Here is a 10,887-nt window from a genome sequence, read left to right as displayed (position 1 = left end):
TCTACATTTAATTATTAAGCATGTAACATACCAAGATAATATCTTCTATTCATGAATATCTTCCTGTTATTTATTTTAGGCTTTATTGTTTTTATACATTTTGTGTTCACTATTTAGAAGTTTTTCACTTCAAAAGAACAATTCTACAAAAACTTCATTTAGTCATTTCATTTTAATTTTATTGAGTCAAAACTATTAAGAATTTTGTGTCTATAACTGTCCACAACAAGAAACTCTATTTCGCTTCATCCACATAAAAATATGATACTATATCAGAAAACTTTATTATTTTCTTGAATCGAAGAGACTACATTATAAAGAAACAGTGTTATTATGTCTTGCTTTTTACATTCATTTTTCATTTAATACCATATGAAATTAATAACAAAAAATTTCATATATTGATAATTACCAAAAACCGCTACCGGTTAAATATAATAATTGTTATAATACATTATATTGATAAAAAAGTTAAAGGAGTGAAAAAGTGGTATGTTTAGCGAATTATCTATTGAAACCATAAGTAAGTTTTCCCCAGTCATCGTGGCACTTCTAGGTGCAATTACAGCTGCTTTCATATACATTATTAATCAATTTATTAATGTAATAACCACAAGCCCGCTTGATAATTATTTTAAAGATAAATCTAATCAATTTAAATTGAAATTTTGGTTTTATACCATCGGTATACTTATGGGAACCATTGTGTATTTTATTTATGGCATTCTTCTTTATCCAGCTTTACATGAATATCGTAATTCTAGCTTATTCATTTTAAATGCCCTAATATGTTTCTCATTATTTATATATTTTTCTATTACGCTCATACCAATAAAATTATTTAAAAGAATTATTAAAACCAAATGGCATTTCAATTTATTTATTTTTCATGTATTAACTAGTATATTATTTTTCTCCTCAGCTTCATGGGAATATATTGTAAATGAAAAGTATTTAAATTTCTTATGGAATATGCCACTTGTTGCTTTTCTATTCAGCTTATTTTATTTCTTTACACTTCACAAAATTACTACAGCTAAAGCTACCAAATATGAATATGATATTTGTCCCATTACTGAGGAAACATTTAGAGAGATAGATAACTTAAAATACGACTATCAGATGGATGAGAATAGATTAGTCTTCTACAATGAATTAGAATCAAGCGAAAAAATATTTTACGTATATGATTCTTCTTCGAAACTTTATATGGAGTGTAAAAAATTAGTTAAAACAGAGATAACGTCTGAACCCAAAAAAGTCCCTAAGAATCACAGGACTAAAATCACAATTAATATAGAAAAAAACTCTATATGACTAAAGAAAGCCGCAATTTTAGAATCGCGGCTTTCTTATTTCTAATTGTCTATCATAATAAAAGAAATATTTACACTACTACCCGCATATATTCCTACCATATTTTATATCATCACAAACCATTATTTAAAATTCCAATTTCTTATTTTTCTTCATCTATAATACAGTCCACAGTAGAATGAGTATTGTATCAATTTTTGATTTTATCAAATTTCCACTTCAATAATTCCTTCGAAGGCCACTCTTTTTGCTGTATTGGCAATCTAATTTTTTCTCTGTTTATACTAGAGTCTTCATAATTAAGAAGAATAGTTCCATCTTCACAGATTTTCAAGTCTCCACGGTCAAATGCTATTTCATGATTCGTACATAAACAAATGCCATTTTTAATGACTTCCTCTCCTCCTTTTGCAGCATCTTTAATATGAGCTGCACGTAAAAAAATAGGATTAGATTGGCCACAAACCGCACATTGATTCTCATACGCAGCTAATACTTTTTTACGAAAAGCTTTCTGATTCCCCCTATAAACTTTCTTACATTTCGTTTCGATCCATTCTTTTCCATTGTAAGGCATTTTTTTACGAATTTCAGATTCTGTAGGAAATTTAATGTCACCATTTTGATCACGTACAGCTATTGGAATCGTTGAAAAACGATCCCTTGACATATCTAATAAAGCAAAACCAATTTCTGGTCCCAAATACACTCGAGTTCTAACTTCATCAACAACATTATGTATCATTAGGTACTCAATAGGATAATTATATCCATTAGGGCAAGAAGCTAAGATTGATGGCTCAATATATTGGTTTCTTTTTTCTCTTTTCGCTGCATTATTGAACTCTATTAAGAGCCTTTTGGGTAAAAATTTTATACCTCGTTTCATATTTATTCTCCTTATTAACTTGCAGTTTAGTTTGGCACAACATACTATTGAAAATGATTCTAGCTAAGTTATTTTTCGGTAGTGGAAAAAATAAACAATCTATTCTAAAGAACACAAAAAACTAATTTTCACTTAATATGTATAAATTCACTTATTTTTATATCCTAAAATCCAATATCGTAATATTGTTTAGGCATCCATCCAGAACCTTTAATAGAAGATGCATAATCAAAAATTGTTTTTAAAAAACCCGCTCTTATCTTACTATTTTTTCCTGTTTTCATGATAATTGTTTCTTTAAGAGGATGGTTACTTTCAATTAGATATTCATTCCGTTTATTTAGCCGTTCTAACAAAGATTCATGCGGTACTCTAGCAAATTTACCATTATGTTCGCCCCTATTACATTCTTGACAAGTTAATACTAGATTCCATACACCATTCAAATCCATCTCTTCAGTTGATAAATATTGCACAGAGAGCGGTATAAAATGATCTACATCGCAGGTATTTTGTTGACCACTTTGAATAGAAATACTTCTATAACAATAAAAACATTTTCCTTTTTGATACCCATTTAATGGTTTTCTTACAGAGGTTAAATTTACACGTTCATGAGAGTGTAAATACCTTTCTGGGGTAACTGACTTCAAAAAAAAGAACTGTTCAAGCTCGCTATCAAATCTAACTTCTAACTTTGGATTTCTTTCCGTCCAAGCACTTTCAACTAAGTTCCATCTACCCTCGATTTCATTGAACAAATTCGCTCGTTGTTCACTTTCATTTAAGATATAGATATTATCAGTTAATGTAATACCTAACGTTTTACCCTGAACAGATTTTTCATAAAATAATGTATTAAGCTCTCCATTCGGAATATTATGGAAAGCATCTATTACATTATTAAATCCAACTCTTTCTGTAACCTGTAATAGCTGTTCCCATGTAATTTTCTGTTCATTGTACAATTCTAACGCATTAATAAACTTGGATGACGCACTAGTAATTTGCCTTTTTCCATTTCCTATATGCTCTAGCATATGCTTAGCAAATATGGGTGACAACTCCTCAAGACTTATAAAACTCTTATCACAATTTCCTAACTCTAATAGTGTCTTTGCAAAAGCAAACTTATAAGTAGCTACATTTCTACCAAATAAGTAAACTGATCGAAAGTTAGATTCTAATGACTGGTCATTCTCAAGAAAATTATTCATACAATTACCCCTTATAATTATTAGTCTTCTACATCAATAAGATAAATAGCCTTCTCAAAACCACCTCGTTTTTCTTTTTTCTTCTGACGAATACCCTCTAACTCTTCAAAATCTACACCATAAGCCCCTAATGATGCATGAATTAATTCCAAAATATCCGCAAGTTCTTCAACCGCTTCTTTTTTTTCAACAGCTTCCTTAAATTCATGTGCTTCCTCAATCATTTTTTCTTTTATTTCTACTAGTAGCTCATCAGGTGTAAGTATTCTTGCGTTGTAGTTTAAACCCTCAGCTTTGATAATTTCTAAAATATTATCTCTTACTAATTTGTTATAGATAGGCATGTTTACTCTCCCTTGTATATATTAATTCTTTAAAGTAATCGTATCACGATAATTACCTTATCCACCATATAACATGTTAAAAATTTAATTAATCTAAACTTCTGTTTTTTAATTTTTTATAACGAAATCCAAATATAATAAATAACAGATATATATAGAAGCATCTTTACTGCAATATTGATTTACAATATGAAGAAAAGCAAGGAATAAATATTATCTATTCCTTGCTTTTCTTCTCAATGATTTATTATTAAATTTGTTAACTCTTTTGATTTGTCCTATTAATTTTAAGGTTTTTTCTTGATTATCTATCAGGTTATTATTGGCATTATCCATTTTTAACAATGCTTTTTTTTGATTATATTCCATACTATCCAACTTATTTTCTAATCGGTGTAATTTATTTTCTAATCTTTTTAGTTTCTCCTCATATTCTACTTTTATACTATTATTATGTTCCTGTAAATCCTCTATAACTTGCTTTTGAGAACCTTTACTTGATGCCCCTTGCATATATGTAATTATTACAGTTACAGATATAGAAGTTATTATTGATACTATCCCTGCACTCGCCGAATCAAGAAACGGCATAGAAATTACAGCAATTGTATATACGCTAAAAAATAACATCATCCTTATTTGATCTTTTCTAGTAGTATTTTGAATTGCTTTAATACTTCTAAATCCTTGTTTAACAATCCAAGTGATTACAATTAAAAACCCTATTACTAATATAGCACTAAAATCGATCTCACCATTTTTTGTAAGGAATAATGTTCTAAAAAAATTTTTCACTACATGGTATAAGTTTTCCAAAATACCCTATCTCCTTTATATAAATATGTAAGATCTCTTCCTTAAATATTATTTCAAGTCTCCTAAAATTAAGAAAACCATGTCACTATACGACTATATAATTATTTCTCCAAATAATCTCACCTGTTTTTATATCATCCAGTCTTTTTTTACTTAATAAATATTTTTAGATAATTTATTGTTTGCTCGTCCTATTACTTAGATGCTCCCATATTACTATCCAGACTAGCTAATCCATTGTTTTTATCTTCATGTAAATAGGTACTTTCTATTTCTTAGTTTAACGATTATTTTCCCTCTCTTTGATATATAAATCTAATAAATTTGAAAGATAATACAATCCTTGAACTTTTTTTCTAAAAACCTTTTCATCTTTATTGAAGCAGACGGACATCGAAACAAATATTATGAATACTATAAAAATACCAAAAATTAGATTGAAATCTAATATCCCTTTCATCATAAGTGTTAAAATTCCTAATCCAAATGCAAGTTTTGAAGTATATAGTTGTGTCGCTTTTACTTGTTCTGCTTTTGATTTAATAAAAGCATTTAATAACTTTAAATCTTCTATCTCCATATTTTCAATGCCAAAGTTTGTTACTTGCACTTTATGCTTAATTAGTAACCTTGCAATTTCTAATTTTAATTCTCTTTTTGAAATTCCACTGTAAAAATAATCACTTCTTTTCATATTTGCCTCTCATTTTGCAAAAAATAAAATAGTATAAATTAATTATAATTTCATTATATATAAAAAATAAAATTTTTAATATATAAATAGTATTATTAGTTAAAAATTTATACGTGATGATATAATCTCTAGACTCAAGTACCTCTAACTACTTTACACATAAGTCAAAATTTATTATAAGAGTTTTTTCTATTAATATTAATCACCCTTAGTACTTACAATGTATAAATCAAGTAAAATTACCCGGTAGTAGGTTTTAGTATTAGAAGTAAGAATACTTCACTATTTCTCATTAAAGGTCCTAGCAAATGTTTGGCGGTTTAACTAGTCATTAATGTGCCCCCAGAATTCCAAGTTAATATTTTTATTGATACAAGATATAAATCTTCTTACTATGTTTTCTTCCCCCAAAAGTATTTATACGCATAAATACTTCATCAGGATATATTTCAATATGCATCCATTCATTTTTATCAGTATCTCGATTTCCAAATTCTAAAGTCTCCTTTAGTTCTTAATTCCCATTGTTCTTATAGGAATAAAGATTAACAATGTAATACTGATTGGATACATTACCATTATTTTCACTCCTTTCAAAATCATAATTAACAACATTTAGTAATTATAATATAAAAGAAAAAATTTTTTTCCATTTAAAAGATTCTTTTTACATTATATTTAATATCCCCCTTCATAAAAGAACATACGCTCTTTTATGAAGGGGGCAATCACAGTGTATGACTATTCAATCCTAACGAATAAAATCATCTTATGTGTAGTTCTATGAAGTTTTTACGCTTCAGTAAGTTGCATCAAAATGGGATTAGACCCTATGAATACAAAATCAGCAGTAGTCGGTGATGTAAATAGAAGCGGTTCAATCGTTCTAGCCGCAACTCCATCCTTAAAAGTATGGGGTTTAAAGAAGAATGTAAATGAGACCGTATTTGGTACTATGGAACATTATCCCTTATATTTTTCATTCCTACTGCTACTTATGTTATTTCTAAATTAATATGTTCATAATTAAAAAAGAGGGTGCTCGCAGCTCCCTCTTTTTTTAGATAATTAAATATGCTCTCCATGATCCATAAACACTTCAATAGTTTCATTTTGTGATACGTCTTTTACATTAGTAAGACCAAAAGTAAAAACAGCGGATAACATCATCATTAATAAGATTGCTTTTTTCATTTTAGCGCCCTTCTTTCTATACTCTTTTTGTCTGCATCTAAAGCGATGTGTAAATACTTGCTGGCTTTTTCGTGATTTTCTGAACCATAGAATATATTACCTAAAAGATAAGCATATTCTTTTACCCAATCATATAATTCTTCTTTTTCAAAATACGAAATACCTTCCATGACCACCTTTTCTAATTCTTCTTGTGGTGCATAGTTATGTACTGCTTTTAAAATTTGAAAATGATGACGATAACATAAGTCACTAATCTTATAGCCATTCTCAATATATTCATTAGCATTATGATTATGACCTAACTTAAAATGTTCTCTTGCTAAAAGAAACATCGTTTTAGCGTTGTTTTCTAGTGATTCCTCTAAATGCTTAATTGCTAACTCTGACATGTTTTGACTTGCATATAAAAGTCCTAAATTGTGCTTTACACGTTTAGTAAGACTTTCGTCATGAGATTTTTGGAAAGTACCCAATGCTGAAAGTAAATATTCTTCTGCACTTTCGAAATCACTTAAGCGAGTGTGTGCCATCCCTAAAGTATTCAAACAAGCAGCAGTTTTTAATTCATACCCTGGACTAATTGAAAATACTTCATTTGCCTTCGTAGCAAATTGAATAGCTAGGATTGGTTTCAATATGTGATAGTAATGAACTGCAAGCCAATAATTAAATTCAGCTTTTTCAATTTCATCATGCATGTACTCTAAATACTTTTCAGCTTCTTCAAATTGCATTCTTGCTTCACTATGGTTTGCTGTATTAGTAGCATAAATTGCTTTAAATAAATGATGATAGTACTCTAAAAATGTTTCTGTAGGCTCTTCTAATGGCTCAATTTTATCCAAAATATCTTTTGAACTATCCATATCACGAATTAGCAGATTATACCGTGCATTCAATAAAGCATAGTAGACTAATATTGTTTGGTCTTCCTTAATATTATTGATTTTATCTGCAATCTCTTCTTTTATTTTATTAGACTGTAATACACGTTGTGAAATTATAGCTTGATACCAGTCGTTTAATAATTTTGTGATTTCTTCTTTAGAAATAATTTCAACATTCATATACGCTACCCCCTTTTGTTAAATGTTACCACAACATACTTGTTTATATAAATTATTTTTTGAATATTAAAACTTGATAAATTTTTTAACACTTATATTAAACAATGTTAATTTCAGATTTATTGAACTACCCACACTTTAAATAATTATCTGTTAATCTTACCAATCCAATTAGTACAACAGTTAACATGATACACAGGGAAGGTTTAATTGAATAGAAAATATATTTTGAATAACTTCCCTTAAAATTAGTATCAGTATCCCTCATTCCCTCGTCTACCGATTTTAATATCCGTATTTCTTCAAGTACACATATATATGATTTGATTTTATACGAAAAACCATGAATTATTAAAAATTTAGTTTCAGATAGAACACGTAGACCATAGGAGTTGGTGTTTCTTAATCCAGAATACATTACTGGGTCTTTTTTTATTAGTACAAGTTATAAATCGTCAGTTTCAACTATATAGTTGAGAAGGAATGCTTAATAAAGAAGGAGGATCATAGTGAAATATCAAACCATATTTCCCTCATTAAAAAAATCGCTTTTTATCTTTATACTTTCTTTCAGTATGTTAATTTTCACACTCCCTACCTCTACCTTTGCACAATCCAATAACAATGTAATTTCTGGTGCAAATTACTATGTATCTCCAACAGGAAATGATCTCAATCCCGGTACATTAGATCAACCTTTTGCTACCATTCAAAAGGCTGCTAATGTCGCAACAGAAGGAAGTACAATCTACATAAGAGGCGGAGTTTATAACCAAAAAGTTCGTGTCGCTCATTCTGGTGCCTCAGGCGCACCCATTACTTTTCAAAGTTATCAAGATGAAAAAGTCATTCTCGATGGTTCTAAAGTCAAGTTAGAAGATGATGGGTTATTTACAATAGAAGACAAAAACTATATTCAAGTAAAAGGATTAGAATTTCGTAACTTAAAGTCAACGAAAGTTAACGAAACCCCTATTGGTATTTATATCACTGGAAAAGGAAGTTACATTGATATTAGAAATAATTATATCCATCACATTGAAGCGAATGTAAAGAATGGAAATGCACATGGCATTGCTGTCTACGGTACTTCATCTAGTGCACAAAATAATTTAAATCATATTGTCATTGATAATAATGAAGTAGCAAATTTGAAATTAGGAATGAGTGAAGCAATTGCTGTGAATGGGAATGTAGATTCCTTTGAAGTTACCAATAACAAAGTACATGATAACAACAACATCGGAATTGTTCTGATTGGACATGAAGGCGTATCTCTAGTAGCTGCTTTAGATCAGGCACGAAATGGAGTTGTTCGTAATAACATTGTCCATCACAATTCATCCATCAATAATACTAGTTATAATGAATATTCAGCTGATGGTATTTACGTGGATGGCGGGAAGGAAATTATCATTGAGCAAAATCAAAGCTATGAAAACGACCTCGGTATTGAAGTAGCTAGCGAACATGCAGGAAAAAGCTCAAGCCGTATTACTGTTAGAGACAATACGATATCCAATAATATCATGAGTGGTATTGCAATTGGTGGATATGATAGTCAGCAAGGATATGCTGAAAATAACACGATTACAAACAATGTGATTTATAAAAATGATTCAAAAGATCAAGAGAGTGGCCAAATAGAATTAAATTACGATACCCGGAACAATGTAATTACCAATAACCAAATTTATGCTAGTAATAGCCGTATTTTTATCAGCAATAATTTTAATAAAAACACTGGAAACAAACTCGATTACAATCATTACTATGGTGAATTCGATCAAAGTAATGGCTTATGGCAATGGAAAAGAAAAACATATAAAGGATTTTCATCTTATCAATCAGGTATGAACCAAGAAGGAAATGAACAACATAGTGTATTTAACAAATTATCACCTGCGTTCAAAATAATTGAAAAATAAAGCAAATCTACTAAAACAGCTGTATCTTAGCTTATTTCATCTCCCCTCTTCTATAAAAGTGAACGTAGAGGAGCTATCAATCTCCATTATTAACATTAGAATTGGCACCTTTTATATATTGCATACAGATGTTTGCAGCTCTCTTTTATCTACAAACAAGGTATTCGCAAATTGATGTTGATTTGTAATGAAATTTAAACAAAAAACCACAAACCCATAGTTTATGGTAAACAAAAAGACTCCACTTTGAAAAAGGTTTAATCAAAATGGATTCTTTTGTTAGAAATCTGCATTTAGTTTTTATAAAAAAGATTGTTCAAAGCTCATGAACATATCTATCATAATCATTTACTCATACATGAACTATTCTTCAAACCAAAACAGAACTTCAAGAGGTGCTTTTAAAACCTTCGCAATATCATAAGTAAGTTTGAAGGAAGGATTATATTTTCCATTTTCGAGATTGCCAATTGTTTCTCTTCTAACACCAACCTCCTTGGCTAAATCTTCTTGCGACATATTTAGCTTTACTCTATATTCTTTCATTCTAGTCTTAAGTGGCATCTTGCATTCCTTTCTTTTCTCTGCGCTCAAATATTTCTAAATTAATTATAAATGTGCCTAAAGGTATGAAAAATGAAATTATAACGAATAACCGAATTATATGTAAATTTTCTAATATAAAAACACTCAAAAGTAGTATACTTCCTAGTACTACTGCTACGAAAAAAGCCCTTGTAGCAGCGATACGAACATGTAGCATAAAAAGCTCATCTGGTACTACTTTTGCATATGCGAAAAAGAAAAAGAAACCGAAAAAATAATATGCCCATGAAATATTGCCTAAAAGTGTAAACGGACCTAAAAAACCCAAAAAACCGAGAAATCCTAAATAAGACAATTTATTTTTCATAAAAACCTCCATGTGATATATTTCGCTCTTTATGTTATGAATATATCACATTAACTTGAAAATAAAAAGGACTGAAAACAGTACAATTTTTATAAACGATACTTCTATTTAATAAAGAATACAACTTTATTAAATAGTAATAGTAACACAAACACATATTATATGATAAATAAGAAGAATCTGACATAAACTTGTTCAAAATGGATTCTTTTTTTGTAAACTAGTATGCGATTTTTATAAAAAATTTGATCGTTTTGTTACCCATTATTTTGTTTCGTTCTCCGTCAATTTAAGTACCCTTCTTCACATTATATTTAATTGGGATAAATATAATGGCTTTTAACCACTATGTTTGTGATACTATATATATTAATAATATCAATACAATGGAGGTCTACAACATGAAAACCCTAAAGGAATTTCTCAACAAACCATCTATTAAATACCCATTAGCTATAATTTCAGCTATAGCAATAATAAAAACAGGCTATGATTTAGGTTCCTT

The 10,887-nt window shown here is 29.1% G+C and carries 11 protein-coding genes and 1 pseudogene; 3 read left to right on the top strand and 9 right to left on the bottom strand.

Annotation, left to right across the window (positions count from 1 at the left end):
* The first annotated feature begins 492 nt into the window (after positions 1-492).
* Entirely contained in the window at positions 493-1,317 is an 825-nt protein-coding gene (locus tag MRP26_RS21765) for a hypothetical protein (RefSeq protein ID WP_242806923.1), read from the top strand.
* 190 nt (positions 1,318-1,507) lie between these two features.
* Here the strand turns inward: MRP26_RS21765 and MRP26_RS21760 are convergent, their stop codons facing one another.
* The 5 genes from MRP26_RS21760 to MRP26_RS21740 form a co-directional block, all read right to left on the bottom strand.
* Positions 1,508-2,206 carry an HNH endonuclease gene (locus tag MRP26_RS21760; RefSeq protein ID WP_242806921.1) on the bottom strand — a complete coding sequence of 233 codons (699 nt, stop codon included), beginning with the start codon at positions 2,204-2,206 and terminating at the stop codon, positions 1,508-1,510.
* Positions 2,207-2,370: 164 nt separating this feature from the next.
* The gene (locus MRP26_RS21755) at positions 2,371-3,423 is read right to left on the bottom strand and encodes an HNH endonuclease (protein ID WP_242806919.1); all 1,053 of its coding nucleotides are present in this window, start codon (positions 3,421-3,423) and stop codon (positions 2,371-2,373) included.
* Positions 3,424-3,443: 20 nt separating this feature from the next.
* A complete protein-coding gene (locus MRP26_RS21750; RefSeq protein ID WP_089607928.1) occupies positions 3,444-3,767 on the bottom strand; it encodes a nucleoside triphosphate pyrophosphohydrolase in 324 nt (107 codons plus the stop codon).
* Positions 3,768-3,980: 213 nt separating this feature from the next.
* On the bottom strand, positions 3,981-4,583 hold the full coding sequence (locus MRP26_RS21745) for a hypothetical protein (RefSeq protein ID WP_242806917.1): 603 nt from the start codon (positions 4,581-4,583) through the stop codon (positions 3,981-3,983).
* A 280-nt stretch (positions 4,584-4,863) separates the two neighbouring features.
* On the bottom strand, positions 4,864-5,277 hold the full coding sequence (locus MRP26_RS21740) for a hypothetical protein (protein ID WP_242806915.1): 414 nt from the start codon (positions 5,275-5,277) through the stop codon (positions 4,864-4,866).
* Positions 5,278-6,010: 733 nt separating this feature from the next.
* Between MRP26_RS21740 and MRP26_RS21735 the strand changes: the two are divergent.
* Positions 6,011-6,205, top strand: a pseudogene (locus tag MRP26_RS21735) (Y-family DNA polymerase); the annotation flags it as partial.
* Positions 6,206-6,345: 140 nt separating this feature from the next.
* Here MRP26_RS21735 and MRP26_RS21730 read toward each other — a convergent pair.
* Together MRP26_RS21730 and MRP26_RS21725 are read right to left on the bottom strand one after the other, a co-directional pair.
* On the bottom strand, positions 6,346-6,471 hold the full coding sequence (locus MRP26_RS21730; protein ID WP_000709205.1) for a hypothetical protein: 126 nt from the start codon (positions 6,469-6,471) through the stop codon (positions 6,346-6,348).
* Positions 6,468-7,541 carry a Rap family tetratricopeptide repeat protein gene (locus MRP26_RS21725; RefSeq protein ID WP_242806913.1) on the bottom strand — a complete coding sequence of 358 codons (1,074 nt, stop codon included), beginning with the start codon at positions 7,539-7,541 and terminating at the stop codon, positions 6,468-6,470. The genes MRP26_RS21730 and MRP26_RS21725 overlap by 4 nt, the downstream gene beginning before the upstream one ends.
* Positions 7,542-8,050: 509 nt before the next feature.
* Between MRP26_RS21725 and MRP26_RS21720 the strand changes: the two genes are divergently transcribed.
* Positions 8,051-9,469: a right-handed parallel beta-helix repeat-containing protein gene (locus MRP26_RS21720; protein ID WP_242806911.1), complete on the top strand. Its 1,419-nt coding sequence runs from the start codon at positions 8,051-8,053 to the stop codon at positions 9,467-9,469.
* Positions 9,470-9,832: 363 nt separating this feature from the next.
* On the opposite strand, the gene MRP26_RS21715 is transcribed toward MRP26_RS21720, so the two are convergent.
* Both MRP26_RS21715 and MRP26_RS21710 read right to left on the bottom strand, forming a co-directional pair.
* Positions 9,833-10,033 carry a helix-turn-helix transcriptional regulator gene (locus MRP26_RS21715; protein WP_001128812.1) on the bottom strand — a complete coding sequence of 67 codons (201 nt, stop codon included), beginning with the start codon at positions 10,031-10,033 and terminating at the stop codon, positions 9,833-9,835.
* Complete coding sequence (locus tag MRP26_RS21710) at positions 10,023-10,382, bottom strand: DUF3796 domain-containing protein (RefSeq protein ID WP_074642482.1); 360 nt, start codon at positions 10,380-10,382, stop codon at positions 10,023-10,025. Before MRP26_RS21710 ends, MRP26_RS21715 begins: the two co-directional genes overlap by 11 nt.
* Positions 10,383-10,887: the final 505 nt, after the last annotated feature.

The organism is Bacillus sp. CCB-MMP212, assembly GCF_022748145.1.
GTDB lineage: Bacteria > Bacillota > Bacilli > Bacillales > Bacillaceae_G > Bacillus_A > Bacillus_A cereus.
The sequence above is the reverse complement of the archived record's forward strand: the minus strand, read 5'-3'. Positions and strand labels throughout refer to the sequence as shown.

Excerpts from the sequence above, each read along its gene's own strand:
- MRP26_RS21765 (WP_242806923.1), top strand. The coding sequence starts at position 493 with ATGTTTAGCGAATTATCTATTGAAACCATAAGTAAGTTTTCCCCAGTC.
- MRP26_RS21760 (WP_242806921.1), bottom strand. The coding sequence starts at position 2,206 with ATGAAACGAGGTATAAAATTTTTACCCAAAAGGCTCTTAATAGAGTTC.
- MRP26_RS21755 (WP_242806919.1), bottom strand. The coding sequence starts at position 3,423 with ATGAATAATTTTCTTGAGAATGACCAGTCATTAGAATCTAACTTTCGA.
- MRP26_RS21750 (WP_089607928.1), bottom strand. The coding sequence starts at position 3,767 with ATGCCTATCTATAACAAATTAGTAAGAGATAATATTTTAGAAATTATC.
- MRP26_RS21740 (WP_242806915.1), bottom strand. The coding sequence starts at position 5,277 with ATGAAAAGAAGTGATTATTTTTACAGTGGAATTTCAAAAAGAGAATTA.
- MRP26_RS21730 (WP_000709205.1), bottom strand. The coding sequence starts at position 6,471 with ATGAAAAAAGCAATCTTATTAATGATGATGTTATCCGCTGTTTTTACT.
- MRP26_RS21725 (WP_242806913.1), bottom strand. The coding sequence starts at position 7,541 with ATGAATGTTGAAATTATTTCTAAAGAAGAAATCACAAAATTATTAAAC.
- MRP26_RS21715 (WP_001128812.1), bottom strand. The coding sequence starts at position 10,033 with ATGCCACTTAAGACTAGAATGAAAGAATATAGAGTAAAGCTAAATATG.
- MRP26_RS21710 (WP_074642482.1), bottom strand. The coding sequence starts at position 10,382 with ATGAAAAATAAATTGTCTTATTTAGGATTTCTCGGTTTTTTGGGTTTT.